Here is a 25,765-nt window from a genome sequence, read left to right on the forward strand (position 1 = left end):
ATCTACGGCTGCGACGACTGCCAGCTCATCTGCCCGTGGAATCGCTACGCAGATGCCAGCCCGGAACCCGATTTCAGCCCCCGCCCCAGCCTGCATCGCCCGCCCCTGCTGGCGCTGTGGCGCTGGAGCGAGGCCGAGTTCCTCAAACATACCGAGGGGAGCCCGATCCGCCGTATCGGCTATCAACGCTGGCGCCGCAATCTGGCGGTAGCCCTTGGCAACGGCCCGGCCGGCCCGGAGGTAATAGCCGCCCTGCAGCAAGCGCTGCCGGAAGCAGAGCCCATGGTGGCCGAACATATTGAATGGGCGCTGGCAACGCTGGCCAGACGTCAGGATGAAACGAACAAGAAAACCCGCCTGCTGATCCGTTGCATCGAAAAAGGTCTGCCGGATCACGCCTGAGTGATCTGCCCCTTGCCGGATTGCAGCAGTTTTTTCATGCTCTGCCGACCCACAAAGATCAGCACGCCATGGTTGAGCAACAATGGTCGGCACACAAAAAGGACATCACAGATGCAAATGTTGGGAGTGGATATTGGAGGCTCGGGGATCAAGGGCTGTCTGGTCGATACCGAAACCGGTGAGCTGATTGGCGAGCGCCATCGCATTGCCACACCACAGCCGGCCACCCCGGCCGCCATTGCTCATACCCTCAAGGCTCTGGTGGAACATTTCGACTGGAAAGGGCCCGTGGGTTGCGGCTTCCCGGCAACCATCCACAACGGCATTGCCAAGAGCGCAGCCAACATCGACAAGAGCTGGATTGAGACCGATGCCGAACACCTGTTTGCCGATGTCACCGGCAAGCCCTGCTATGTGCTGAACGATGCCGACGCCGCCGGTCTGGCCGAGATGCGCTTTGGTGCCGGCAAGGATCGCAAGGGGGTCATCATCCTCATCACGGTCGGCACCGGCATCGGCACCGCAGTCTTCGTCAACGGTCACCTGCTGCCCAACACCGAGCTGGGCCATCTTATGCTGGAAGGGATGATCGCCGAGCACTACTGCTCCGACGCGGTGCGCAAGCGGGAAGATCTCTCCTGGGGGCGCTGGGGCAAACGCTTCAACAAATATCTGGCTCGCCTCGAGTTTCTCTTCTCCCCCGACCTCTTCATTCTGGGCGGCGGCAGCGCAGCCAAACTGGAGAAGTTCGTCGATCGCATCGAAACCCGGGCGCCGCTCATTCCCGCTGCCAGCCTCAACCAGGCCGGAATTATCGGCGCGGCGCTCTACGCCGCCGAACGACATCAGGGCTGATTGCACATCGATGCCATGAGCTCCCCGATACGAAGAGAGCCCGACAGCAATGTCGGGCCCTCTCTCTATCCGATGATCGCCTTTATCCTTCGCTACAAGTCATCGAGCTGGTGGGCACCGTGCACCAAGCGGGTCAGGCGGGTCTGCTCCAGTCGGGCCAAATTATCCAGCAATTCGGCCGTGCTCCGAGTCGGGCACTCCCGGGCAAGATGACCCAGTTCGCCAATCAACTGCTCCTCCCAGCGGCAAACCAGGGCAACGATATCTTCGGTTCTGGCTGAAGCCGGCAACTCGCAGCGCATAATCGCTGGCAACATATCCTCGCTAAAGCTCTGATCCAGCCAGGTCTCCCGCACCGAGCCGCCCAGCTGGCTGGCATACTCCTGCAGATGGACACTGGCGGCATCCTCCCGCCCTTGCAGATAGACCAGCAACATCCGGCAGCGTTCGCTATCCACCTGATTGGCCAGACGCCGGTAACAGAGACCGAGCTGGTGATGCACCTGCTCGAGGTAGTGCAGCAACTCTTTGATCTGTTGGAATCTCATCGCTCTGCCCTCCATGGGAAATCCGCAAGCTCAGTATAAAAAACGGCCAGCCAGGCCCCAATCACGATCCGGCATCTTCTTGCGCTGCATCAAAATTGGCCGAGGTATATATAAGTGGGCAGACAGGGGGTTCAACTTTATGCAATTCTGGGGCTTGTGAGAGGTAGGCTCCACAGCCGGATAGTCGCGACAGGGATACCTAATAGAACAGAGCATCACACGCCATTAGCCAACTTTAATTCGGCTCTTTGGCTTCCAAGCGAAATTCAATATGGAATAACGCCAAACCCTGCTATTCCTTATCTGCCAACTGAAAATCCTTATCACTTTTTTAGACGTCTAGACGTAAAAACATGCGTTGACACAGCCATCCGGACATCTTAGCATCATCCCCCATGATGGCAGTGCAACCTAGTGAAACCTCTGCCCAATTTTCTCGCCTGTAGCGCCCTGTGCTGTAAGGCTGTTAGCACGGAAGAATCCATGATTAAGTTGATCGGTCTCAACAAAGTCTACGGTACAGGCAGTGACGCCGTGCACGCCCTGCGTGACGTGAGTCTGCATGTACCCCAAGGCAAAATCTTCGGGGTGATCGGTGCCTCCGGTGCCGGCAAGAGTACCCTCATCCGCTGTGTCAACCTGCTGGAGCGCCCGACAGAGGGCCAGGTAATTGTCGATGGCCAGGATCTGGTCGCCCTGAGCGAACGGGATCTGACCCAGGCTCGCCGCCAGATCGGGATGATTTTCCAGCACTTCAACCTGCTTGCCTCCCGCACAGTGTTTGCCAACATCGCCTTTCCGCTGGAGCTGGCTGGCTGGAGCAAGGATCAGATCAAGAGCCGGGTTGAAGAGCTGCTGGCGCTGGTCGGGCTGGAAGCCCGTGCCCACGCCTATCCGTCCGAACTCTCCGGCGGCCAGAAACAGCGGGTCGCCATCGCCCGGGCGCTGGCCCCGGCCCCAAAGGTGCTGCTCTGTGACGAGGCCACTTCGGCCCTGGATCCGCAGACCACCCGCTCGATCCTGACCCTGCTCAAGGAGATCAACGTCAAGCTGGGGCTCACCATCCTGCTCATCACCCACGAAATGGATGTGGTGAAGGGGATCTGTGACGAAGTGGCCATCATCAGCGACGGCAGCCTGATCGAACAGGGCGAAGTCGCCTGGTTCTTCAGCAATGCCAAGACCCAGCTGGCCCGCGATTTCATTCGCTCCACCATCCATCTGGAGGTACCGCAGGAGTATCAGGATCGGATGAGCAACGAACGAGTGCCCGGCAGCTACCCGCTGCTGAAGCTTGGCTTTACCGGCAGCACGGTCGATACGCCGCTCATCTCCGAGGCGAGCCGCCGTTTCAATATCGACATCAGCATTCTGAGCGCCGACATCGAGTACGCCGGTGGCGTCAAGTTCGGTTTCCTGCTGGCCGAGCTGTTCGGGGACGAGGCCCAGTGTGAGGCAACCCAGCAGTTTCTCATCGACAACCACATTCAGCTGGAGGTAATGGGTTATGTCCGAAGCCATGATTAATCTGCTCATCACGGCCCTGGGCGACACCCTTATCATGGTGTTTGCCTCCGCCCTGTTTGGCTGCCTGCTCGGCCTGCCGCTCGGCGTGGCGCTGCATGTGACCAAAGCTGGCCAGATCCTGGCCAACCCGCTGCTCAACCGCACCCTGGGCATGGTGGTCAACGTGGGTCGCTCGGTGCCCTTTATCATCCTGCTGGTCGCGATTATTCCGCTGACCCGGCTGATTGTCGGCACCAGCATTGGCACCATCGCTGCCATCGTGCCGCTGACCGTCGGTTGCATCCCGTTCATCGCTCGGCTGGTGGAAGGTGCTCTGATGGAGGTCCCCGACGGCCTGCTGGAGGCGGCCAAGGCGATGGGTGCAAAGCCATTGCAAATCATCACCAAGGTGCTGCTGCCCGAGGCCCTGCCCGGTATCCTCAACAGCGTCACCATTACCCTCGTCACGCTGGTGAACTACTCCGCCATGGCTGGTGCCATCGGTGGTGGTGGTCTCGGTGATGTGGGCATCCGTTACGGCTATCAGCGCTTCGATCCGACCGTCATGCTGGTCACCGTCGTGATACTGGTCGTGCTGGTTCAACTTATCCAGAGCGCGGGTGAGCGCCTGGTCAACAAATGTGATCATCGTTAATCGTCGATTTCTGACAGGAGGTTTTATGAAATTTGGCATCAAATCCGTTGCGGCAGCCCTGCTGGCTGGTCTGGTTCTGGCCGGTTGCGGTCAAAAAGAAGAGAACAAGACCCTGAAAGTAGGCGCCATTGCCGGCCCTGAGACCGAACTGGTCGAAGTAGCCGCCAAGGTGGCAAAAGAGAAATATGGTCTGAACGTCGAGATCGTCAACTTCTCCGACTACGTCACCCCGAACGTGGCGCTGAACGACGGCAGCATCGACGTCAACGCCTTCCAGCACAAACCCTATCTGGATGCACAGGTACGTGATCGCGGCTTCAAACTGGTACCGGTCGGCAACACCTTCGTCTACCCGATCGCCGGTTACTCCAAGAAGCTGAAGTCTCTTAGCGAGCTGAAAGATGGCGCCCAGATCGCGGTACCGAACGATCCGACCAACCTGGGCCGCTCGCTGATCCTGCTGGCCAAGCAGGGCCTGATCACCCTGAAAGATGGTGCTGGTCTGGAGGCGACCGTACTTGATATCGCCAGCAACCCGCGCAACTTCAAGATCGTTGAACTGGAAGCGGCCCAGCTGCCTCGCTCGCTGGAAGACGTGGAGCTCGCCATCATCAACAACACCTTCGCCGGCCAGATTGGTCTGACCCCGACCGAAAACGGCCTGTTTGTTGAAGACAAAGAGTCCCCCTACGTCAACCTGATCGTCGCCCGTGACAACAACAAGGATGACGAGAAGGTCAAACAGTTCGTACAGGCTTTCCAGACCGATGATGTCTACAAGAAAGGGCTGGAGCTGTTCAAAGGCGGCCTGGTAAAAGGTTGGTAATTGCTCACTCGACAAAAAAGGCCACGCAATGCGTGGCCTTTTTTATTGCCGCCGCTATCATATCGGCGAGCACGGCAACACGAATATAACATCACATGAAAAAATGGTATCTGGCCTACTGCAAGCCAAAGGAAGAGGCCCGCGCCCGCGCCCACCTCGATGCACAGGGCATCGAATCCTACTACCCCATGGTGGAAATCGAGAAACTGCGTCGGGGCAAGCGAGTCCCGGTAAAGGAACCCATGTTTCCCAACTACCTCTTCATCTACGTAGATTTGGAAGAGGTAACTCCGGTCACCCTGAAATCGACCCGTGGCATCAGCCGGATCATCCACTTCGGCAGTGAATGGACGCCCATCAGCAACAAGCTGGTCTATCAGCTGATGAGCCGCGATGACAGCGACGAGGCGCGCGCCAGTTACGCCAAACTGCCAAATGCGGGCGATAAGGTATTGATTGAAGAGGGGCCATTGGCAGGCTTTGAAGCCATCTATATGGAGCCTGATGGGGAAAAACGGGCCATTCTGCTGGTCAGTCTGCTCAATAAAGAGACCACCAGCAGCTTCGAAAACCACGCCTTCAGACGTATCGACTAAGACATGGGCAGGATCCCCTGCCCACCCGTCACTCCAGCTCAAAACGGGCGATCACCGCCGTCAGCTTGCCGGTATCACCCGCCAGACGTGCGACTATGCCCTCACCCTGCAGGCTCTGCTGACAGGATTGGCGGCTCAGATCGGCAATATCCTCTACCGTTCCAGCCACTTCGGCGGCGACCTTGGATTGTTGCTCGGTCGCCGTTGCGATGGCCTCCAGCTGGCCGGATAGCTCCTGCACCAGTTGGTTCATCGCATTCAACGTCTCGGTTACCAACCCGACTGCATCACGCCCCTGCTCGACCAGCTGGGTGCCACCGCTCACCGTGGTGACTGTCTGGCGGGTTTGCTGGGAAATAGCGCTAATTGTCTGGCTGATTTCGGCGGTTGACTGGTGAGTGCGGGTTGCCAGCTGACGCACCTCATCGGCGACCACGGCAAAACCGCGCCCCTGATCACCAGCCCGCGCCGCTTCTATTGCCGCATTGAGGGCCAGCAAGTTGGTCTGCTCGGCAATGGTGGCAATTACTTCGGTGATCTGCCCGACCTGCTCGCTCTGCTTCTCAAGCAATCCCATTGCGTGATTGGCTTGCCCAATCATGGCGGCGATCTGCTGCATGGCATCTGTCATCCGTGCCAATGCATTCTGTCCCTGCCGGGTTTGTTGCTGCACCTGATGGGCACTATCGGCTGCATTGGCAATATTGCCCGCAACCTCTTTCGTACTGACCGACATCTGCTCGATCGCGCTGGCGACCGCTTTTACCCGAATATCCTGCGCGGTCAAATCAGTCACTATCGCCTGAGTTGTGCTGCCTACATCCTGACAGGCGACGTCTACCTGTCCCACAGCCCCCTGCAGCTCGCTCACCAGACTGCGTAGCTGGGCCGACATCCGGTTGATGGAGCCGGTCAAGCCGCCCAGCTCATCCTGACTCAGGACGGGTAAGGGGTTGGCAGCAAGCTTGCCGTCGGCGACCTCACCTGCCCGCACAACCAGACTGGCGATGTCACGAGTCAAACGACGACTGAAGAGCCACGCCACCAACATGCCAAGCACGATGGAACTCCCCGTTGCCAGCAACAGAGTGCGACTGATGGAGTGGCCAGCCTGGGTCATCTTTCCTGAGATTGCAGTCACTTTGCTGCGGGTCTCCCCTACCTGTTTGGCCAGCCTCTCATAGAGGCTCTCCTGCATCGGCTCAATCTCTTTTGCCATCAGATAGTTGGCTTGATCCCAATCCGGTGCTTGCCGCTTGCTGATGACCTGGCCCACCAACTCCGAAAAGGGGGTTCCCATCTCCTCAAACAGCTGCCAGAGGCTGCGCTCGGTTTCGGAAAAGAGACTGGACTGCTGCTTGAGCTCCGCCACCCGTTGCTGATGGAACTTGTAATAATCCTCATATTTGCTGCGATATTCTGGATCACCGGAAATCAGGAAATCTCGCAGGGCGGAGAGCGCATTGGACAAGCTGTTGTAAGCATCACCCACCTGCTTGAGCAGCATGCGGCGATCTCCCGATAACTGATCCTGAGGGGTCGCTACCTCTTCATTGGCGAAAGATTGCAGCTGATCGAGCGCAGCTTCGGCAAGCGGCCCGGCCTCCTGCAACATCAGGGTATGGGCTGGCAGATTCTCCTCTGTGTGAGCAATGGCCCACACCTTTTCCTGACTGCTCTTGAAACTCTTGAGTGACTGCACCAACGCCACATCAAACTGCTGGCTTGTAATAACCTGCCAGGCCCCCTCCCACTCCTGCTTCAATCTGGCCGCTTGCGCGGGATCCTTGCCGAGGATGAGATAACCACGCAATGCCGAGACAGTCGCCACCAGTGCTTTCTGGCTAGCCTCATCCCGCTGCAGAGCCGGCAGAGCCTGCGCCAGCAGCGTCTGCTGGGATTGATTGATCTGGTTTAGCCGGTAGTAGACCAGCGCAGAGGAGAGGGCGATCAGAAGATTGATAAATCCGAAGCTGATCAGAAGCTTGTGTGAGATTTTCATGAACATCCTTGTTCAGATGAGGCCCGCAGGCCAAAAGAATCAGATCGATATAAGTGTAGGCAATCTCTCCTGCCAGGAGCGGTGCCACTTCTGCAATTCACTGCGCGGCATCGGTCTGGCAGAGAAAAAGCCCTGACACACGTCACATCCAAGTTTTGCCAACTGTTGCCAGGTCAACTCATCCTCGACCCCTTCCGCCACCGATTTAAGCCCCAGCTTGCGGGCAAGCTCAATACTGGACTCGATAATGGCCAAGCGGGATGGATCTGCATAGCAGCGATCGACGAAGGATCGATCCAGCTTCAACTCGGTAAAAGGCAGCAGAGCCAACTGCTGCATCGACGAGTAGCCGGTGCCGAAATCATCGATAGAGAGACCGAATCCATGCATCCGCAGTCTGGTCAACACCTCCAGCGACTTGCCCACATCCTGCACGAAGGAGCTCTCGGTCACTTCCAGGGTGATCAATTCGGGATTGATGCTCCAGCGCTGACATTGCGCAATCAGGGAGTTGCAGAGATCCCCCTCAATCAGCGAAGTAGTCGAAAGATTCATCGACAGATTGAGGGAGAGACCGGTCTCCTCCCAGAGATGACCATCGCGCAGCGACTTGTTAATGATGATCTCGGTCAGTTGATCGATGAGCCCGTTGTTTTCTGCCAGCGGAATGAAGCGGCCCGGAGAGATCAGACCATATTCCGGGTGCTGCCAGCGAGCCAGAGCCTCCATCCCGACCCATTCGCCGGTGGCAAAGCTGACCTTCGGTTGATACCAGGGGACAATTTGATCTTCATCCAGCGCGCGTCGCAACTCATCCAGCCCAAGCCGATGCCCATCTTCTTTTTGGACCTGCTCCTGACGAGGAGACCACGACTCAATCAACACCCTCAACTGTTGCTTGGTCGATGGTTTTTCGATACGTCCCAGCACCTGCAAACCATAAGCAGTACTCATCCGCAAAACCGCTTCCACGACGTCATCCTCCAATGCACTGGAGAGAATGATGCCTCCGCTGAATCCTCCCAGGGAGAGGCGGCGCAACAGAGCCATTCCATCCATACCGGGCATGCGCAGGTCACAAAAAAGGATATCAACCGAGTGACGCTGGCACACCTCAAGTGCCTCCTGCCCATCACGAGCTTCCAGCAACTGTTGATAACCCAGGTCACGGACCTGGTGCATCAGGGCCTTGCGTTGAAACGCATGGTCCTCGACAACCATGATGACCAATTCATCGTGTACGTTTTGTACGTTATTCATCGAGCCATAATCCAATTTCGTGGGAGATTGCGTTCATCAATACCTGTACCCCGCAAACCAACTCTTCCAGCGCCTCCATCTGCTTCAATCGTGCGGCCGATTCGAGTCTGGCGGCCAGGGCGGCCAGCTCTTGCAGCCCCACCATGCGTGCGGCCCCCTTGATACGGTGGGCAGTTTCTACCAGCGCCTGAGTATCGTGGCAAGTCAGTGCCACCATCATATCCTTGCCATCCTGACGGTTAGAATCGAGATATTCTTTTGCCATCGCCCGAGCGGCCTCCTCATCACCAAAGAGCCCTTGCCAGCGTTCCGCCTGCTCGGCGATTTGCTGCTGTTCTGCGGGTTCTTCTGTTGAGACTGTAGCCACGTCAGTCAGCCAGTGTGCCAATAGTTGACGCAGGGTCTCGAGGGGATATGGCTTGAACAACATGTCACTCATGCCAGCCTCGGTCATGCGGGCACTCGCCTCTTCCGAAGTATCAGCCGTTACCCCGATTATGGGCGCGGTCACACCTTGGGCTCGCAGCGCTCTGGCCAGACTATAGCCATCCATCACCGGCATATGACAATCGGTCAGCAGCAGAGAGAAATCCTGCCCCTGCCATGCCCGCAACGCCTTCTCGCCATCCTCAACCACCTGTGCCTCTATCCCGAGAATGGCGAGCTGTCTGGCCAGCAGAGCACGGTTGACCGGATGATCGTCGGCCACCAGAACCCTCCCGCCCAGTTTCTCCCCGAGAGCCGTGAGCATGGGGGTAACCTGCTCATTGAGCAATTCGTTGCAACTCTCCAGCAGCAGATCCGGATAGAGAGGGGAGAGTCCCAGCCGCCACCAGTGAGCAGCACCGAGACGCCCGCGGAGCGCCTCGCGGGGAGACACAATGATCCCTTTGAGAGCCCTTTGTTGAAGCCAGCTTTGCCACTCGGGCCCCAGCGTCTGCTCCAGCCAAAGTTCGTCTGCCAGCAGCAATCCCTGCAAATCATCGCTGAAGCTCGATGCTTCAAGGGGTTTGAGCTTGGCGCCAAGGCGCTCCATGGCAATCTCCAGCACCGGATCGTTGCTGAAATACCACCACTCGCTCCCTGCCAAAGCTGGCTGATCCCATTGTGGCTTCTGCTGCGGTACGGTGAAGGTAAAACTCGCCCCCTCACCCGGCTTGCTGGCCAAATGCAGGTTGCCCCCCATTTTTCGCACCAGCTGATCGCAGATGGCCAGCCCCAGCCCTGTACCACCGAAGCGGCGATTGATGTCTGATTCCACCTGCTCAAAAGGAGTGAAAAGCAGTGCCTGCTTCTCTTCGGCAATCCCGATACCGGTATCGGCGACCATAATGCTCAACAACCCGTCGAAGTAGTTAACAGCAAGAGTGATACACCCCTGCTCGGTAAACTTGACAGCATTGTTGAGCAGGTTGGAGATCACCTGCCCGACTCTTACACCATCCATCTCGGCCTGATCGGGCACGGTTTGACCCCACTCCAGCACCACCTGCAACCCCTTGCTATGCGCGAGCGTCGCATGGCCACGGATCGCGTCACAAATAACTGATTGCAAGCGACAGACCTGATAGTGCAATCGCAACTGGCCGGCCTCTATCTTGGAAAAGTCGAGGATGTCATTAACCAGATAGAGCAGGTTGTTGGTTGAAGTGACGACATTGCGCACCATGTAGCGCTGATCGTCATTCAGCTCGCTCATCTGCAATAGCTCCAGCATGCCGTGCATACCGGAGATGGGGGTCCTCAACTCATGGCTCATGGTAGCGAGGAAACGGCTACGCGCCTGCATGGCCTGCTCGGCATAGGCTTGCGCCTCGCGCAACTGATACTCCTGCAGCTTGAGTGCCGTAATGTCCTGGATCACCCCGTTGAGGATTAGCTCCTGTTGTTCCTGACGCACGAAGCTGCCGCGTACCTGCAGATAGCGATCTCCCTCCGGCCGCTCGACCTTGACCTCCAGATCAAGCGGGGCCAGAGTCTCGGCATGATTGGCCACCTTGCTGACAAAGTCCTGCAACGCCTCCTCGGTAAACCCGAAGATCTCTCCTCCCGAGTCGGCAGCAAAAAGCTCCTGATGGCTGACCCCGAGGATCTCGCGAGCCCCTTGGGAGGCATAGAGAAAACGTCCCTTGCCCGGCCCCTGCCACAGATACTGATAGACAATGCCCGGCATACTGTCGGTAATCTGGGTCAGGCGGGTTTCCGCCTTGCGCGCCCGCTCCTCCGCATCCTTGATCTGGCTGACATCGGTGAGCACGGTCAATACACCAAGCATCTTCCCTGCCGAGTCACGATAGGGGAGTTTGGCGTACATAACATGAAACGGTGAACCATCGGACCGCACACTGTTACCCGCCCCCTCCAGCTTGCGACCGCTCTGCCAGACGGCTCGCTCCTCCTGCACCATCTGGCGACGAACCGGCTCGGGCATATGCGCGAGATCGTCTCGCTGTAGCCCATCATGCTCGATGAAAAAGGTCTCGCGGTAGGCTTGATTGCAAAGGGTGATATGCTGCTCGTTGTCACGGAGTGCCACCATGGTCGGCAAGGAGTTGAGCAGTGTCTGCACAAAAGAGAGCTGCTCATTCAGCTTGCTTTCCGCAACCTTGCGCTGGGCAATCTGACGGCGCAGGCTGCGCGCCCACAGCAACACCAGCAGACCCGAGGTGCCAAGAGCCGCTACGGCAAATGCCAGCCATTTGTACAGAGGGCTATTGTCCACCGCCATATTGACCGAGATGTTGAGCCAGCGGCGATCGAACAGCTGCCACTCTTCATCGGTAATGGTCTGCAGCAACTTGTCCATAATCCTGGTCAGTTCGGGCTGTGCGATATCGACCGCCATACTGATCGGCACCGAAAATTCGGGGCTCCCCAGCACAACCTGGTACTTCTCGTTGAATCCTTTCATCGCCTGCTGGCCAAGGTTGGTCATGGTCAGCAGTACATAATCGACCTTGCCCGAGTCAAGCAACTTCAGAAGATCTTCATCGCGTCCAACCTCAACAATCCTCCCGCCAAAGTTGCGAATCAACGATGCCTCGTAGGAACCGGTTACCCCCCCGATCTGACGCCCCTTTAAATCAGCCAGAGATTTCAAGCTGCGAGCACCGATCCTGGCAACAATGTAGCTGTCAAACTTGAGGTAAGAGGAAGTAAAGGAGGCGAACTCCCGCCGCTCCTTCAGGGGAGTCATCAAAGGGATCAAATCCACCTTGTGAGATTGCAATAGCTCGATGGACTCTTGCCAGGTACGGGTCGGTACCAGCTCAAACCGGACACCGGAGCGCAGGCTGATAAGCTTCATCAGGTCAGCAGCATACCCGTGCAACCTCCCCTCTTCGTCGATCTCGCTGATACCGGAAAAGGAGGGAGCTACGGCAAACCGGATCACTTTTTTCTGTTTTAGCCATGCCATCTCGGCAGGCTCCAGCAGCAGATCGACCTTGAACCGGCGATCCCCCTCGGCCAGGCGCAGACGGGAATCGGTCACCGGGATCCTCTGATATGCCTGCCAGATCCGCTCAGTCAGCTCACTATTATTTGCGCTTGTCGCAATCGTCAGGGCGCTGCTGCTCAACCAGCGAGGAGTCGCAATCCCCATGGTGTCAGGGAGGCGCTGCAGCTCGCGCACCAGAATAGGTCCCAGCGCCAGATAACCATCAGCCAGACCCAGCTTGACCATATAGGTTGCCTCATCACGGCTCTCGACCTGGGTCACGTTGGGCATTCCCAGCGATGCCAGCTCACGGCAACTGCCAAACCCGCGGATACAAACCCAGCGCATTTTTTTTGCTTGCTCGATCGTTAACCGCTGGTTGGGATGTTGCATCAGGATAGCTCGGCCATAAGAGCCGAGGTGACCGATATGGTTCACCCCCTCCACCGGTAAAGCATCAAGCTCTACCCCGACCAGCGCATCAACCTCCCCCTTCTTCAGCGCTTCCTGAGCTTCGATATAAGAGTTAAAGGATACGCAACGCAGCGATAATCCCATCTCGGCGGCAATCCGCAGGGCCAGCTCCTTGAGCGGACCGGCGTACTGTTTCGATGGCACCTCGTAGATAAAGGGGGGATAGCCACCACGGGGGACACCCACCACCAGCTCCTGAGAGAAGCCCTGCTCACCAATCGCTCTTTGTTCCTCTTCGGGCGATGACTCCGCAGTAACGTGCCAACTCAGCAGAAGCAGTGAGCAAAAAATCAGTAGGAGATGACAAGCGCGAGACATGAGCTATTTGTCCTGATGAGTGAGGCCAATACGATTCATCCTCGACCCTCTAGATAATGGCTCTAGCCGGTGAGAAAACAAACAGTTCCGCTATAAACGGGGCCGAGAGGATAGAGGGATATTGGCTGAATGTGAATAAACAATCCTTTTTAAAGCAAAAAACGTGACAGATTTTGGTCTGTCACGTCATTTTTTTGCAACGTTAAAGAGATTGGGGGGAACAACGCCCCCACCACATCAGGTTATTCGATTCCCAAGCCGGAAGCCTGTTTGATACTCGCGCTCACGGATATGGGAGATCTGCCCCTCATACCCTTCCAGGCCGATATCTTTCAGCAGGGCAGGCGAGAGATTGATCACGGCGAGACGACGCTCAACCTTGGCGATCCGCTTTTGTACCAAAGACTCGACGCTACGCAGTAAAACCAGTTCGATAGACATGACATTCTCCAGTTGAACATGCGGTTCTCCCGGAGAAAGTGGATATCACCCTGCGGGACGAACCGCGGGTGATAAAAAGACAGGGGTTACCTGTTTACGCCACGCGGTAAAAGAGCACGAGATTTCACGCCGCACGCAGTGCAGCGAGAGAATGCAAGATTTAGCATCTGATGGTGCATTTTCGTCTCCTTACCGGATAAAAGTTGAACAGGTTGCAGCAGTCTAAAAAAACTCCGAATTTAACACAAGCCTCTTGCGGCTCCTTTTTAAACGTTTTTACGGCATTTTATGCTGCCCGAAAGGGAGTCCGAGGCATCAGATCCCCGAGAGCAGCCGGTACTCTTCCAGCACATAGGTATCCGTCATGCCGCTGACATAGTCGAGCAGCAGGCGCACCCGGTAGTACCACTCCTGCTCCTGCTCGCAGACAAAACGATCGTCCCGCACGGCCACCGCCAGCCGATAGGCCTTGATATGGCGCGCCGAGAGGCGGTGATAGAGCCGCCGGGCGAAGAAGAGTTCACTGCCCCCCTCACCCGCCAGCAGACGGGAAAATTGCCCGGACGGCATTGCCAGCAGGCAAGAGTAGGTGGCGAGCACACCGCGCAGAGCGGCGTAGCCTTCCAGTTCGAGCGCCTCTACCTCGGGGCGCATGAAAACCTGCGCCCGCGCAACCTGCTTGAGGATATCGAGCACCCGCGCCGCAGGAGCCTGACCATGGAGCAGGGCCTGCGGATAGCGCCCCTGCAGGATCGCCTCATGCTCGCTGATATAGGTGCTGGCCGCCAGCGCCACCAGATCTCTGGTCAACTGGTGACGAAAATGGGGGAAGAAACCCCAGCTGGATCGCTGTGCATCACCAAGCAGGGTCGTCATGTAATCGCTGCCATCAGCGCTGCAGAGGGCAGCCAGCAGCTCATTCAGGGTGAGAATGCGCCGATCTACCGCATCCTCCAGATCGGCGATGCAGTAGGAGATGTCATCTGCCGCCTCCATGATGTAGGCAAGCGGATGGCGGCAGCCGGGGGCCAGCCCCAGACTCTGGCCGAGGGCGCGATAGAGGGGCTGTTCACTGAAGAAGATGCCGCGCTTGCTGCTCCAGCCGTGATGCTGACCGTAACTCACGCCGGGTTGCGGCTGCTGCGGGTATTTGCACAGCGCCCCCAGCTGGCCGAGGGTCAGGTTGAGCTCGTGCAGGCTGTGTACCAACCGCAAGCTCTGGGCATTGCCATCAAACAGCAGCAGATCCTGACACAGCTCCGCCCACTGGGCCGAGGGGGGCTGTGCCAGTGCCTGCTGATAGAGGGGAGTGAGCATCTCGCCAAGCCACTGGCTCATCACCTGCTCGCCGAAGTGACCAAACGGCGGGTTGCCCACGTCGTGCAAGAGACAGGACATCTCCACCAGATTGATAAAGGCCCCCTCGCACACCACACCGGCTGGCAATTCCGCCAGAATGCGGCGGCTGATCTGGCGGCCGGTCTCCTGCACCTCCAGCGAATGAGTAAGACGGCTGCGTACCGAGGCCTTCACATCGAGCGGGAATACCTGGGTCTTCTGCTGCAACCGGCGCACCGGTGCCGCTTGCACTATGCGGGCGCGATCCAGCTCGGTCGCCTCCAGCAGATCCTCATTCCCCCAGGAGTGAATACGCTCCGGGGTGATCAAACGGCTATACATCCTGTGGCTCCTTGCCCGCGGCTCCCATTAGATTCAAGACAACAACCAGCGGCGCAGACGGGCGATATCGCCCGGATATTCCCGGCGCAGCGTCTCAATCCAGTCTTCCACATTTTCCCACCAGGCGGGATGATCGGGGCTCTGAATGAGTTGCGCCGTCTGCTGCAGCCGGCGCAGACCGATGGAGCCTGCAGCCCCCTTGATCTTGTGCGCCTCCTCCACCACGCCAGCCTGATCCCGCGCGATCATGTTGGAGTCGAGCACAGCCATGTAGTCGGGCATCATCTTCTCGAACAGCTCGACGCTGGAGAGCAGCACCGGCTTGCCCACGGTATCGGCATAGTCGGTGAGGAAAGGCAGATCCAGCAACGCATCCTGAGCCACCGCATCAGCCTGCTCGTCCGCTTCGTCGTCGGCCAGATCGGCAAACAGGTGACCAATCACCTCGCGCACCGCCTTCGAGCCGAGCGGCTTGTTAATCACATCCCGCATGCCGCGATCCAGATAGTACTGGCGATCGCCGGTTACATTGGCCGTCAGGGCAACCATGGGCGGCAAACTTTCGCCGTAGCGCTCGAGCAGGGTTGCCGCCACATCGAACCCGGTCATGTCAGGCAGCTGGATATCGAGCAGGATAAGGTCGAAATCATCCGGGTTGGCCATCGCCAACGCCTGGGCGCCATCGCGCGCCACCTTGACATGATGGCCGAGCTTGTTCAGCAGGGCACAGGCAACCGTCACATTGAGCTCGACATCCTCTACCAGCAGGATGTCGAGGGAGGGCATCTCTTCCTCCGTCTCCGGCAACACCTGCTCGACACAGGCGACCTCCAGCTCGGCGGTAAAGCAGGAACCCTCACCCGGCTCGCTATCCACGTAGAGCTGACCGCCCATGGCCTGTACCAGCTGGCGCGACACAGCGAGGCCGATACCGGTACCGGTAGCGTGCTTCTTGCCCTGCACCTGATAGTACATGGCGAAAATTTTCTCCTGCTGGGCGCGGGGAATGCCGACGCCGGTATCTTCCACCTCAAAGTGGAGCGCCAGCTTGCCCGGCTCGTCGGCAGGATGGGAGAGGCAGCGCACGGTAACGCCGCCCTCATCGGTAAACTTGACCGCATTGCCCACCAGATTCCACAGCACCTGACGCAGTCGGGTACCATCCGCCATCACGAATTGCGGCATGTCGCCATCGCGATCAAAGTGCAGATAGAGCCCCTTCTGCTCCGCCTGAATACGCGACAGCGTCTCCAGCTCGTCGAGGAACGCGGGCAGGTCGATCCGGGTTGGCGCGATCTCAAGCCGGCGCCGATCGAGTTTGTCCAGGTCGATGATGTCGTTGAAGATGTTGCCGAGGGTGACCGCACTCAAGTGAATGGTCTTGAGCTGCTGGCGCTGGCTCGGGTCGAGGGGGGTATCCATCAGCATGCGGCTCAATCCCACGATGCCATTGAGCGGGGTACGCAGCTCGTGGCTAATGGTGGAGATGAAGGTGGTCTTGTCGCGGCTCGCCTTCTCCAGCTTGTCCTGATACTGCTTGCGCTCGGTGATGTCACGGCCAAAACCGAGCAAGCCGAGCCGCTTGCCGAAGCGGTCGAAGAAGGGCACCTTGCGCAGCTCGAAGTAGGCCTTGCGACCATCGGGGTACTCCAGCCACTGCTCGTAGGTGAGCGGCTCGTTGCTGGCAAAGACCTGGCGGTCGGTCTCCACCACCTTGTTGGCGATCTCCTGCTTGTAGACGTCAAACGGGGTGAGGCCAATCAGCTCGTTCTCCGCCTTGCCGGTCAGCTCCTCCATGGCGCGGTTGCAACCGGAGAACTGCTCATCCTCATTGCGGTAGTAAACCAGATCGGGGGAGCAGTCGATAAAGGAGCGCAGCAGAGCGGTGCGCTCTCCCAGATGAAGCTGGGCTTTCTCCCGCTGGAACACCTCGTTCTCCAGATCCTCGATGGCCTGCAGACGCAGGCTCTCGGCCCGGTTGGTCTCGGCGATCTGGCTGTTGAGGCGGCTGATGTTCTCCTGCAGCTGGTTGTTGAGCTCGAGATCCCGCTCGCGCATATCCTGCAGCTTGCGCACCATCCGGCTCAGCCGCTGGCGGGAATCCTCCAGCTGATCCACCACGATGGAGAGAAAATAGACCGCCCAGGGCGTGACCAGCAGACCAAAAAACACCGAGCGCACGAAATCGATGACATCGATGCTGCCCCGCAAAAACAGGGTGACCCCCATCTGGATGGCGACCGCCAGCACTATGATGCCGGTGGCCAGAAACATGCTGAAACGCACCAGACCCAGCTTGGTCATCAGATCGACGTAATATTGCGCCCAGGATTTAATCTGCTTCATCTTGTTGTTTTCTCCCCGATATTCGCCGGACAGAATACCAGCACAACGCGCTTAACTCTTGTGTGATAAGCCAATAATTGGAGATTCCTGTATCATATGTGACCATTGCACTCGCCCGGGCAATACCAAGGTGACATCAGCAGCACGAACATCCCGGGCTTTACACCTCAACAGTTTGATATATCAGGAGTCTTTTGATGCGCAATCTCACCTTGCTGGGTCTCGGCCTGCTTGCGAGCCACGCTGCATACGCCGATCTGGGCGAAATTCCGCGCCAGTCCGGTTGGTCCGGCTTCCTGTTGGGCGGCGTCAGCGCCACCAGCTACAAGTCCAACTTCTATGCCGGCGACGACAACCACAGTCGCATCAATGATCTGGGCTCACCGGATAGCGAGAACAAGCTGACTCCGCTGATCAACGCCGATATCCGCTATACCTTTGCCGATACCCGCACCCAGATCTTCCTCGGTAACCTCATTCAGGATGCCATCCGCTTCGACTTTACTCAGCAGTTCGGTCTGCGTCAGGAGATGGGCGACAAGGGGATCGTCGCTACCTCGCTGGTATTCAACGCCATGCCGGTCGAGCTGTGGAGCGATCCTTTTGCCACCGGCGTGGATCGCAGCTCCACCGACCTGAAATCCAAAGGGGCGCGTTTCGCCTGGGACAAGATCTGGGGCAGCAACTTCAACGGCAGCATCACCGCCCGCAGCATCGATATGGATGATGAGCAGAGCGGCCAGCAGTATGACCGGGTCCATGGCACTCACTACGCCTCCATGCTGGATCGCAATGGCAAGATGTATGACATGCAGCTCTCCTACAAGTGGACCTTCGTCGACGGTCAGTCTCTGGAACCTGCGCTGATCTACAAGCAAGCCAACCTCGATGGCAGTGCCGAGAGCTTCGAAAACACCGGCCTGCAACTGACCTATGCCAAGCGTGGCCCCCAGTGGTCCATCGTCAGCAACGTCTATGCCGGCAAGCGCAAGTATGACGAAGCCAACCCCATCTTCGGCCAGCGCGCCGATGCGGACGAGTTCGCCATCAACGGCACCTTCTTCTGGCATAGCCTGTTCGGGGTGAAACCGCTCAGCGCGACCTTTACCCTCTCCTACGCCAACGCCAGCTCCGATATCGGCTTCTACGATACCGAAGCAAGTCGCGTCAGCACCGGCCTGCTCTACAACTTCTGACCTCAGCAAAGCCGCGATACAAAAGGCCACCCGATGGGTGGCCTTATCATTTCTGCCGTAAACCAGCTTCAGATACCGAGCGAGTCGAGCAGATCGTCGTGATCGTTGCTGGCGGCCGGAGCTGCTGCTGGCGCCGGTTTGGCCGCATCCTGCTTCGCCTGGGCGATCAGGGCATCGGGATCCAGCTCCTCCTCTTCCATCCCTTCATTGTGAATACGGATGAACTCGGTCTTGTCCATCGCCAGCTCCAGATAGAAGATGTTGTTGCGAGCGGTGAAGAAGGTGACGCGGCGGGATTCCGGGCTGTCGAGATTGGTATCGACGCTCAGCATCACCTGCTTGTTGAGGGCCAGCATCTTCGGCTGGTTCTGGGTGATGTGAGTCTGCAGATCGCGGCCCACCTTGACGGTGAAGCTGCCGACGATCTGGTTCATCAGCTCACCCATCACGTTGCTCACCTCGTCGGAGGTGTGAGAGATGGCGAGATCCTCCTTGGAGAGCCCCATGCTCAGCATGTAGCTCTCGTAGAGTTCCATGGCGGCAGCGGCGGAGAAGTTGATCACTACCAGACCGGAGAAGCCGCCATCGAACAGCACGAAGCAGCCGATATCGGGCTTGAGGCAGGTCTTGCTGATCCGCTGCACCATACCGGAAAAACGTACCTGACTCATGGTCGCGGCACTCAATACGTCGGTTACCGAGTTACACAGGCTGAGCAGTACATCCTCAGTCGTCAACACGACGTCATCATCGGATCTTGTAACTATCATGTGTCCTTCCTGAACATCGAGAATGGGCTTATCTATACCATAACTCTAACAGATGGCGCGGCCAGAAGACTGAAATAGCGACACGCCTCTCAGTTGACTCTGTTATCAGTGGCAGCCGGGGTAAATCCGCCCAGATTGCCGAGTCGCGCAAGCCAGCGATCGGCCTCCTGCTGCAGAGTTTCTGGCTGGTATGGAACGGCAGGATGAGCTCCCCAGATGGGGCCAGGCCAAGCGGCATCGGTGGCAAAGCGGGCGACATGATGAATGTGCAGCTGCGGCACCAGATTGCCGAGTGCTCCGATGTTGATCTTGTCCGGACTGAGGGCCTGCTCCATCAGCGCTGCGACGGCGCAAGACTCCTGCATCAGCTGTTGCTGCTGCTCCGGCGCTAGATGGTGGATCTCGCGCAGGTTGGCCACTCGCGGCACCAGAATCAGCCAAGGGTATTGACTGTCTTTGGCCAGCAGGACGCGGCAGAGCGGCAGATCGCCAAGCCAGCAGGTATCTGCCTGCAGGCGGGAATGCAATTCAAACATGAACACCTCGTTGAGTACGATAAAGAGGGCATCCGACAGGGATGTCCACGTTACTGCAACGGGCGGCAAACTTAAAGCTGCGGCACGGCCCAACTGATAAAGCGCTTGCGAAGGGCCGGGTCTGCCTTGAGGAACAGCTGCTGCAACTGCCCTTCCAGCTCGCTGGCGGCCACAACAGGTTGAGACCCGCTAGAAACAGCATTGATTGATGGCGCAGCAACCACTCCCGCCGTCAGCGCCGCCTTGCCACCACTGCGGTTGTATTCCGCCAGTTTCCCGTTCCAATCCACCCCAAGCAGCATGCCGCTGGTCACCAGTGCATCCTGCTGGATGGTAAGTGCCCGGCCACTCTCCTGCAACGCCACTGCGGGCGATTTGGCATAGGCCTGCATCCCCTGCTCATCGGCCGGTACGCTCGCAACCAGTTGCAACCGCTGGTTGCTCGCCTGATAACGCACCACCTGCGGCTCGGAGCGAACCTGCCGGTCATTCTCGCTGCTGCTGCGGCTGGGGATGACCCCCTCGAAACGCACCAGCAGTTGCTGCTCCCCATCGCTCAGGGTGGCGTGCTGCTCATCCTGCAGCGTGCCACTGCTCACCGCGAGGATGCGGAAATTCTCCGGCACGCTCACCTCGACCGCCGCCTGCACGCTGGCGGTGCCGCACAGCAGCGCCAATCCCGCCCATCTCCAATGCTTGTTCATCGCTTCTCGCTTCCTGATGCCGACAATGGGCGCAGGGTAGCAGCCGAAGATGACAGAAAAATAACGAAGCCGGGCCTCCAGTGGCAGCCGGTGCGATGCGCCCTCTTACAGCAGATAACGGGGATGATCGGCAAACCACTGGGCCAGCACCTGCTTGAACAAGCGGATCTTGCGTGGCACCCGCCGCTGCTGGGCATGCAGCACATGAAGCTGGTGCAGGCCGCTCTGCCACTCGTCGAGCACGGTCACCAGCTCTCCCGCCGCCAGCAGGGCATCCACCGCCACCAGCGGGCACTTTGCATAGCCCATGCCTGCACGGGCCAGCTCAATGACAGTGCTGTATTGATTGGCCCGCACCCTGCCCAGCACCAGAATGTGGGCCTCTTCGCCCTTGCGGCTGAAGTGCCACTGCTCCCAGGCCGGATTGCTCCCCATGGGCAGGCAGGATAGCCCCCCCAACTCATAGGGAGTTGCCGGTTTCCCCTCCCTCGCCACCAGGGCAGGGCTGGCCACAACCACATCCTTAAGCCGGCCAAGAGGGAGCGCGACCAGATTGTCCGGCACCTCATTGATGGCGCGCAGGGCAATGTCATTCTCGCCCTGGCTCATGTCGACCACCTGATTGGTGAAGTTTAGTTCGACCGCAACCCCGGGACAGAGCGTGGCAAAGCGAGCGATCAGCTCGCTCACCATGCGATCGCCGGTGCTGATTGGGCAGGTGAAGCGCAGTCGTCCGCTATCCTCTTCGGTCAGCGCCTGAATATCCTGCTCCGCCTGCCGTGCCAGCGCGAAGATCTCGCCCGCCTGCAGATAGAGGGTCGATCCCGCCTCGGTCAGACTGAGGCGGCGGGTGGTGCGCTGCAACAGTTGCGCATTGAGGGAGGACTCCAGTGCGCTGACGTGGCGACTGAGCATCCCCTTGCTCACCCCCAGCGCATCGGCGGCGGCAGAGAAACTGCCCCGCAGAACCACCTCGTAAAAGCTGGCCAGATGGGCGATATCCATCATTAGCTCCAATAAAGAAACAATCAGTTTATTTTACGCGCTTTTTCTCTTTTTTTGTTGCACTAAAATCAACACATCCCAACCGAGGAGTGACAGAGATGAAGATTGTGATTGTGGGTGCGTCCGGCACCATAGGTTCTGCCGTCAGCGAATTGCTTGCCAAGGATCATCAGGTGATCCGGGTCGGCCACAGCCAGGGGGATGCCACGGTCGACATGCGCGATCCTGCCTCCATCAAGGCGCTGTTCGCCAAGCTGGGTCAGTTCGATGCGCTTGTAGTGGCCAGCGGCAGCGCCGCCTTCAATGCCCTGACCGAGATGACCGATGAAGAGTGGCAGGTCGGGCTGCAGAGCAAGCTGATGGGCCAGATCAATCTGACCCGTGCCGCCATCCCCCACCTGAGCGACAAGGGCTCCATCACCCTGATCAGCGGTATTCTGAGCGAGGAACCCATCAACTGGGGCGCCAGTGTCACCACTATCAATGGCGCCGTCGAGCACTTCGTCAAGGCGGCCGCCTGCGAGCTGCCCAGGGGCCTTCGCATCAACGTGGTAAGCCCGACCGTGCTGGCGGAGTCGATGGACAAATACGCCGATTTCTTCCCGGGCTTCGTGCCGGTGCCCGCCGCCAAAGTGGCGCAGGCCTACAAGAAGTCGGTGCTGGGCATCCAGACCGGTCAGGTGTTCAAGGTCAACGGCTGATCGTCGGGCGCCGGATAGAAAATAAAACGGGCCCCGCTATGGGGCCCGTCTGTTTCTCTGTGTCTCTCCTTCGTCATCGGCAAACGTTTATTTTTCGATGACAAAAAAGAGAGCAACTCTTAGTCGATCAGACCGTACTGCGCGCGCAGGATATCGATGATCTCCTGCTTCGGGTTGGCCGACAGCTCCAGCTTGTGGCCGATGATCTTCTCGGCGATCCCGACGTAGGTGCTGGAGATATCCATCATCACTTCGGTCGGCAGCTTGTTGTCGCGGGCCAGGGCGAAGCGTTCCGGCATGCGGTTCTTGTTGAGCAGGATGTCCGGATCCGGGAAGTGGTTGAGCAGCCACTGACGGAAACCCTCTTTCGACTTCTCGACAATCTGGCCGTCGCGCAGGGCGGCGCCATCCCAGATGCGGGAGCTGTCGGGGGTACCCACTTCATCCATGTAGATCAGCTTTTCGTTGCCGGCGGCATCGTGGACGTAGCCAAACTCGAACTTGGTATCGACGAACACCTGATCCAGCTCGGCCAGCGCGTCGCTGATAACGTTGAAGCCCTCTTTGAGCAGCGCTTCGTAGCGGTCGATATCGGCCGGCTTGCTGAAGTTGAAGCCCTTGTAGTGGCGTTCGATATCGGCACGGGAGACGTTGACGTCATCCGCTTCCGGCACGCCATCCAGTCCTTTCAGCACGCCCTTGGTGGACGGGGTGATGAGGATCTCCGGCAGCTTCTGATCCTTCTTGAGCCCTTCCGGCAGGGTGATGCCGCAGAACTCGCGCTCGCCATCCTTGTAGGCACGCCACATGGAACCTGTGATGTACTGGCGGGCAATCGCCTCGATCATCACCGGACGGGCTTTTTGCACGATCCAGACAAAGGGGTGCGGGATGTCGAGAATGTGGCTGTCGGCCAGCCCCTTCTCCTTGAACAGCTTGAACCAGTGGCTGGAGATGGCGTTGAGCGCCGCTCCTTTGCCCGGTACGCCGTTCAGCCCGTTCACACCTTGCCAGATGCAGTCGAAGGCAGAGATCCTGTCGCTGATCACCATGATGGCGAGCGGCGCATCCGCTGGCACGTCATAACCCTTCTCGCGAATGAGACGGGCGCTGTCTGCGGCGGTCAGCCAGTAGACGCTACGCACTTTACCGGAATGGACAGGCTTATCGGTACGGATCGGCAAATCGTCATTCACCGCCAATACTTGGTCTGCAAGACTCATGGCTAATAACACTTCCTGTTTGTGGGGGGTAATAAGAGAGGAGCCGCAAGCTCCGCTCTCGTTGGGGGTAATCAATCCGTGCCCTGCACGCCGGCATCCACATTGAGTGGCTCGCCAGCCGTGCAGAGATAAAAAAACAGGGGCACAAGGCCCCTGTATTTATTCTGATTTTGCTGCCTGTGCAGCCAGTCCTTTGGCAAACGCCTCGGACATGCTGATGTACATCTGGGAGATAACCCCGGACGACACCGGCTTCTTGTCCTTGTCGAACAGGGTGATGGAGGTCTTACCTCCCGCCATTTCACCCAGCTGGAAGCGGTACTTCTCCTCTTCCAGTTTGAACGGCTCGCTCCCTTTCGCCTTCCAGAACTCGGCGGACGGGGCTTCATACTCGACGTCGATCCAGCCCAGCGACTGCTGGGTATCCTTGATGACGAAGCCGTAACCCGGCAGCACCTGGTTGAGACGGCGCCACACCTGCTCGAAGGAGCCATCGGCAATCCAGGCGCTCAGCTCGTTGTTGTCCAGACCCAGTTCCAGCCCCATGCCATCGTTGGACTTGTGCTGTTCGCGGGACTTGAGCTGGCTGTCGTAATAGAGAGAGAACTGGTTGAGCACCCGCACGGCATAACGCTGCGCTTCAGCCGGGCTCAGCTGGGTAGTGGTCTCGCCATCGAAGCTCTCTTCGTGATCCAGTACCCGTACCGACATGTTGACGGCATGACGCGCAGCATCGTTGCGCACGGTGAACTGATAACGCTGACGGATTTTGAAATCGTCGTCATCTTCACCCCAGCCATCGAGAGCGACCGTGTTGTCAAACCAGCCGGTCTGCAGCACGCCGGCCTGCTGGTCCAGCTTCTCGGTAGTGACCTTGTACTTGGCCAGGAAGTTCATCAGGAACGACCAGGTGTCGCGCTCCACGCTCTGGCTGGTGCTCAGGGCATAGTAGGCGATGGTAGGTTCACTGGCATTCTGGACGACCTGGCTACCCGGTACCACAGTCAGAAGCTGGGCGGGCGGACGCACGTCGATCTTGGCGCCGAGAGCACCGTCACGGCTGCTCTCGGGCAACGGCGGAATATCGAACTGGCTGTTGAAGGCGGGGGCGCTCAATCCTGACGGGATCAGGAATGCACGGCCCTCGAGGCGGGCATCTTCATAACCGAAGTCGCGGTTTGCCATTTTGCGATCCTGGGGCGTGCTGCACGCGGCCAGCACGGCGGCGGTCGCAACAGTCAGCACCAGACGGGCACTATTTCCCTTTCCATTTGATTTAAACACTCGCCATCAACTCCGCAGTGGTCAGTGCTCGCGCCATCAGCTGTTCACCCTCGGGAGAGAGTTCAACCAGCGGCAGACGCAAGGTTGCTGTTGCAATCAATCCCAGCTGGGCACAGGCCCATTTCACCGGGGTGGGGCTCGGTTCGCAGAACAGAGTCTTGTGCAACGGCATCAAGAGATTGTTGATGTCGTGGGCCAGACCGGCATCACCGGCCAGCGCAGCACGACACATGTCGGCCATCTGGGCCGCTGCAATATTGGTGGTGACCGAAATGACACCATCACCACCTTGCAGCATAAAATCACAGCCAGTGGCATCATCGCCACTGTAGAGGGCAAAATCCGGCCCGCACAGCTCGCGCAGCAGCGGGGTGCGACTCAAATCGCCGGTTGCCTCTTTCAGGCCGATAATACCGGGCACCTTGGCCAGACGGGCCACGGTCTCCGGTTTCAGGTCGCAGCAGGTGCGACCGGGCACATTATAAAGAATTTGGGGCAGACCACTAGCCTCGGCGATCGCACAATAGTGGCGATAGAGACCTTCCTGAGTGGGTTTGTTGTAGTAAGGGGTCACCGAGAGACCAGCAACCACGCCGGTTTTGGCCAGGCGTTTGCTCAGTTCGATGGCGTGGGCAGTATTGTTGGAGCCACTGCCGGCGATGACAGGAATGCGACCGGCAGCATATTCAACGGTCTTTTCAACGACGGCAATGTGCTCTTGCTCGCTCAGGGTCACCGACTCCCCTGTAGTTCCCACCGCAACAATGGCGCTGGTTCCGGCGCTGACATGATACTCGACCAGCTTGGCCAGACTGGCCCAATCGACTTCACCTGAAGCCAGCATAGGGGTAACGAGGGCAACAATACTACCGCGCAACATGGATATTTCTCCCGATTTTCAGGGCCGTAATGGTAAAGCTGCCCCCTTTGAAAAACAAGGGAGAGAGGGGACAAGCCGTGATACCATCGGCCACAAAAAGCAATAAATGAGAGTCGGG

The 25,765-nt window shown here is 58.3% G+C and carries 21 protein-coding genes and 1 pseudogene; 8 read left to right on the plus strand and 14 right to left on the minus strand.

Annotated elements, in window-relative coordinates; translation table 11 throughout:
• Both AACS24_RS14355 and ppgK read left to right on the plus strand, forming a co-directional pair.
• A pseudogene (locus AACS24_RS14355) lies at nucleotides 1-402 on the plus strand (tRNA epoxyqueuosine(34) reductase QueG); the annotation flags it as partial.
• Between the two features lie 111 nt (nucleotides 403-513).
• Nucleotides 514-1,257 carry a polyphosphate--glucose phosphotransferase gene (gene ppgK, locus AACS24_RS14360; protein WP_041210420.1) on the plus strand — a complete coding sequence of 248 codons (744 nt, stop codon included), beginning with the start codon at nucleotides 514-516 and terminating at the stop codon, nucleotides 1,255-1,257.
• Between the two features lie 92 nt (nucleotides 1,258-1,349).
• Here ppgK and AACS24_RS14365 read toward each other — a convergent pair whose 3' ends face one another.
• A complete protein-coding gene (locus AACS24_RS14365; protein ID WP_108571113.1) occupies nucleotides 1,350-1,805 on the minus strand; it encodes a hypothetical protein in 456 nt (151 codons plus the stop codon).
• A 483-nt stretch (nucleotides 1,806-2,288) separates the two neighbouring features.
• Here AACS24_RS14365 and metN point away from each other — a divergent pair, with 483 nt between their 5' ends.
• The 4 genes from metN to rfaH all read left to right on the plus strand — a co-directional run bounded on the left by metN (nucleotide 2,289) and on the right by rfaH (nucleotide 5,388).
• Nucleotides 2,289-3,332: a methionine ABC transporter ATP-binding protein MetN gene (metN, locus tag AACS24_RS14370; protein ID WP_108571114.1), complete on the plus strand. Its 1,044-nt coding sequence runs from the start codon at nucleotides 2,289-2,291 to the stop codon at nucleotides 3,330-3,332.
• Nucleotides 3,313-3,966 carry a methionine ABC transporter permease gene (locus tag AACS24_RS14375; RefSeq protein WP_005339070.1) on the plus strand — a complete coding sequence of 218 codons (654 nt, stop codon included), beginning with the start codon at nucleotides 3,313-3,315 and terminating at the stop codon, nucleotides 3,964-3,966. Before metN ends, AACS24_RS14375 begins: the two co-directional genes overlap by 20 nt.
• A gap of 25 nt (nucleotides 3,967-3,991) precedes the next feature.
• On the plus strand, nucleotides 3,992-4,792 hold the full coding sequence (gene metQ / locus AACS24_RS14380; RefSeq protein WP_108571115.1) for a methionine ABC transporter substrate-binding lipoprotein MetQ: 801 nt from the start codon (nucleotides 3,992-3,994) through the stop codon (nucleotides 4,790-4,792).
• A gap of 95 nt (nucleotides 4,793-4,887) precedes the next feature.
• Nucleotides 4,888-5,388, plus strand: coding sequence for a transcription/translation regulatory transformer protein RfaH (gene rfaH / locus AACS24_RS14385; RefSeq protein ID WP_041210416.1), 501 nt, complete (start codon nucleotides 4,888-4,890; stop codon nucleotides 5,386-5,388).
• A gap of 28 nt (nucleotides 5,389-5,416) precedes the next feature.
• Here rfaH and AACS24_RS14390 read toward each other — a convergent pair whose 3' ends face one another.
• The 6 genes from AACS24_RS14390 to arcB all read right to left on the minus strand — a co-directional run bounded on the left by AACS24_RS14390 (nucleotide 5,417) and on the right by arcB (nucleotide 17,348).
• Complete coding sequence (locus tag AACS24_RS14390; RefSeq protein ID WP_108571116.1) at nucleotides 5,417-7,390, minus strand: methyl-accepting chemotaxis protein; 1,974 nt, start codon at nucleotides 7,388-7,390, stop codon at nucleotides 5,417-5,419.
• 39 nt (nucleotides 7,391-7,429) lie between these two features.
• Nucleotides 7,430-8,611, minus strand: a complete 1,182-nt coding sequence (locus tag AACS24_RS14395) for an EAL domain-containing response regulator (RefSeq protein ID WP_375124152.1) — start codon at nucleotides 8,609-8,611, stop codon at nucleotides 7,430-7,432.
• Between the two features lie 31 nt (nucleotides 8,612-8,642).
• On the minus strand, nucleotides 8,643-12,881 hold the full coding sequence (locus AACS24_RS14400) for an ATP-binding protein (protein ID WP_108571118.1): 4,239 nt from the start codon (nucleotides 12,879-12,881) through the stop codon (nucleotides 8,643-8,645).
• 237 nt (nucleotides 12,882-13,118) lie between these two features.
• Complete coding sequence (locus AACS24_RS14405) at nucleotides 13,119-13,322, minus strand: hypothetical protein (RefSeq protein ID WP_033114907.1); 204 nt, start codon at nucleotides 13,320-13,322, stop codon at nucleotides 13,119-13,121.
• A gap of 315 nt (nucleotides 13,323-13,637) precedes the next feature.
• A complete protein-coding gene (gene dgt, locus AACS24_RS14410; RefSeq protein ID WP_108571119.1) occupies nucleotides 13,638-15,002 on the minus strand; it encodes a dGTPase in 1,365 nt (454 codons plus the stop codon).
• 33 nt (nucleotides 15,003-15,035) lie between these two features.
• Nucleotides 15,036-17,348, minus strand: coding sequence for an aerobic respiration two-component sensor histidine kinase ArcB (gene arcB / locus AACS24_RS14415; RefSeq protein ID WP_033114909.1), 2,313 nt, complete (start codon nucleotides 17,346-17,348; stop codon nucleotides 15,036-15,038).
• Nucleotides 17,349-17,545: 197 nt separating this feature from the next.
• On the opposite strand from arcB, the gene AACS24_RS14420 reads away from it, so the two are divergent.
• Nucleotides 17,546-18,544, plus strand: coding sequence for a DUF2860 family protein (locus tag AACS24_RS14420; RefSeq protein WP_108571120.1), 999 nt, complete (start codon nucleotides 17,546-17,548; stop codon nucleotides 18,542-18,544).
• Between the two features lie 68 nt (nucleotides 18,545-18,612).
• On the opposite strand, the gene AACS24_RS14425 is transcribed toward AACS24_RS14420, so the two are convergent.
• From AACS24_RS14425 to AACS24_RS14440, 4 genes are all read right to left on the minus strand, one after another.
• Complete coding sequence (locus AACS24_RS14425; protein ID WP_108571121.1) at nucleotides 18,613-19,314, minus strand: DUF3334 family protein; 702 nt, start codon at nucleotides 19,312-19,314, stop codon at nucleotides 18,613-18,615.
• A gap of 89 nt (nucleotides 19,315-19,403) precedes the next feature.
• Nucleotides 19,404-19,850, minus strand: a complete 447-nt coding sequence (locus AACS24_RS14430) for an HIT domain-containing protein (protein WP_108571122.1) — start codon at nucleotides 19,848-19,850, stop codon at nucleotides 19,404-19,406.
• Nucleotides 19,851-19,921: 71 nt separating this feature from the next.
• Complete coding sequence (locus AACS24_RS14435) at nucleotides 19,922-20,554, minus strand: DUF2057 domain-containing protein (RefSeq protein ID WP_108571123.1); 633 nt, start codon at nucleotides 20,552-20,554, stop codon at nucleotides 19,922-19,924.
• Between the two features lie 105 nt (nucleotides 20,555-20,659).
• Entirely contained in the window at nucleotides 20,660-21,559 is a 900-nt protein-coding gene (locus AACS24_RS14440) for a LysR family transcriptional regulator (RefSeq protein WP_108571124.1), read from the minus strand.
• 98 nt (nucleotides 21,560-21,657) lie between these two features.
• On the opposite strand from AACS24_RS14440, the gene AACS24_RS14445 reads away from it, so the two are divergent.
• Nucleotides 21,658-22,260, plus strand: a complete 603-nt coding sequence (locus AACS24_RS14445) for a short chain dehydrogenase (protein WP_108571125.1) — start codon at nucleotides 21,658-21,660, stop codon at nucleotides 22,258-22,260.
• A 119-nt stretch (nucleotides 22,261-22,379) separates the two neighbouring features.
• On the opposite strand, the gene AACS24_RS14450 is transcribed toward AACS24_RS14445, so the two are convergent.
• The 3 genes from AACS24_RS14450 to dapA all read right to left on the minus strand — a co-directional run bounded on the left by AACS24_RS14450 (nucleotide 22,380) and on the right by dapA (nucleotide 25,647).
• Nucleotides 22,380-23,483: a phosphoribosylaminoimidazolesuccinocarboxamide synthase gene (locus AACS24_RS14450; protein WP_181364189.1), complete on the minus strand. Its 1,104-nt coding sequence runs from the start codon at nucleotides 23,481-23,483 to the stop codon at nucleotides 22,380-22,382.
• A 159-nt stretch (nucleotides 23,484-23,642) separates the two neighbouring features.
• Nucleotides 23,643-24,767, minus strand: coding sequence for an outer membrane protein assembly factor BamC (gene bamC / locus AACS24_RS14455; protein WP_033114917.1), 1,125 nt, complete (start codon nucleotides 24,765-24,767; stop codon nucleotides 23,643-23,645).
• On the minus strand, nucleotides 24,760-25,647 hold the full coding sequence (gene dapA / locus AACS24_RS14460; RefSeq protein ID WP_033114918.1) for a 4-hydroxy-tetrahydrodipicolinate synthase: 888 nt from the start codon (nucleotides 25,645-25,647) through the stop codon (nucleotides 24,760-24,762). Before dapA ends, bamC begins: the two co-directional genes overlap by 8 nt.
• Nucleotides 25,648-25,765: the final 118 nt, after the last annotated feature.

The sequence above is a fragment of the Aeromonas sp. HMWF016 genome (assembly GCF_963878195.1).
Lineage (GTDB): Bacteria > Pseudomonadota > Gammaproteobacteria > Enterobacterales > Aeromonadaceae > Aeromonas > Aeromonas lacus.

Bases quoted from the DNA above. Each gene is read 5' to 3' on its own strand.
- dgt (WP_108571119.1), bottom strand. From the start codon at position 15,002: ATGTATAGCCGTTTGATCACCCCGGAGCGTATTCACTCCTGGGGGAAT.
- arcB (WP_033114909.1), bottom strand. From the start codon at position 17,348: ATGAAGCAGATTAAATCCTGGGCGCAATATTACGTCGATCTGATGACC.
- rfaH (WP_041210416.1), top strand. From the start codon at position 4,888: ATGAAAAAATGGTATCTGGCCTACTGCAAGCCAAAGGAAGAGGCCCGC.
- AACS24_RS14445 (WP_108571125.1), top strand. From the start codon at position 21,658: ATGAAGATTGTGATTGTGGGTGCGTCCGGCACCATAGGTTCTGCCGTC.
- metQ (WP_108571115.1), top strand. From the start codon at position 3,992: ATGAAATTTGGCATCAAATCCGTTGCGGCAGCCCTGCTGGCTGGTCTG.
- AACS24_RS14450 (WP_181364189.1), bottom strand. From the start codon at position 23,483: ATGAGTCTTGCAGACCAAGTATTGGCGGTGAATGACGATTTGCCGATC.
- AACS24_RS14425 (WP_108571121.1), bottom strand. From the start codon at position 19,314: ATGATAGTTACAAGATCCGATGATGACGTCGTGTTGACGACTGAGGAT.
- AACS24_RS14375 (WP_005339070.1), top strand. From the start codon at position 3,313: ATGTCCGAAGCCATGATTAATCTGCTCATCACGGCCCTGGGCGACACC.
- AACS24_RS14420 (WP_108571120.1), top strand. From the start codon at position 17,546: ATGCGCAATCTCACCTTGCTGGGTCTCGGCCTGCTTGCGAGCCACGCT.
- AACS24_RS14400 (WP_108571118.1), bottom strand. From the start codon at position 12,881: ATGTCTCGCGCTTGTCATCTCCTACTGATTTTTTGCTCACTGCTTCTG.
- AACS24_RS14435 (WP_108571123.1), bottom strand. From the start codon at position 20,554: ATGAACAAGCATTGGAGATGGGCGGGATTGGCGCTGCTGTGCGGCACC.
- dapA (WP_033114918.1), bottom strand. From the start codon at position 25,647: ATGTTGCGCGGTAGTATTGTTGCCCTCGTTACCCCTATGCTGGCTTCA.
- AACS24_RS14390 (WP_108571116.1), bottom strand. From the start codon at position 7,390: ATGAAAATCTCACACAAGCTTCTGATCAGCTTCGGATTTATCAATCTT.
- AACS24_RS14405 (WP_033114907.1), bottom strand. From the start codon at position 13,322: ATGTCTATCGAACTGGTTTTACTGCGTAGCGTCGAGTCTTTGGTACAA.
- ppgK (WP_041210420.1), top strand. From the start codon at position 514: ATGCAAATGTTGGGAGTGGATATTGGAGGCTCGGGGATCAAGGGCTGT.
- metN (WP_108571114.1), top strand. From the start codon at position 2,289: ATGATTAAGTTGATCGGTCTCAACAAAGTCTACGGTACAGGCAGTGAC.
- AACS24_RS14365 (WP_108571113.1), bottom strand. From the start codon at position 1,805: ATGAGATTCCAACAGATCAAAGAGTTGCTGCACTACCTCGAGCAGGTG.
- AACS24_RS14395 (WP_375124152.1), bottom strand. From the start codon at position 8,611: ATGGTTGTCGAGGACCATGCGTTTCAACGCAAGGCCCTGATGCACCAG.
- AACS24_RS14430 (WP_108571122.1), bottom strand. From the start codon at position 19,850: ATGTTTGAATTGCATTCCCGCCTGCAGGCAGATACCTGCTGGCTTGGC.
- AACS24_RS14440 (WP_108571124.1), bottom strand. From the start codon at position 21,559: ATGGATATCGCCCATCTGGCCAGCTTTTACGAGGTGGTTCTGCGGGGC.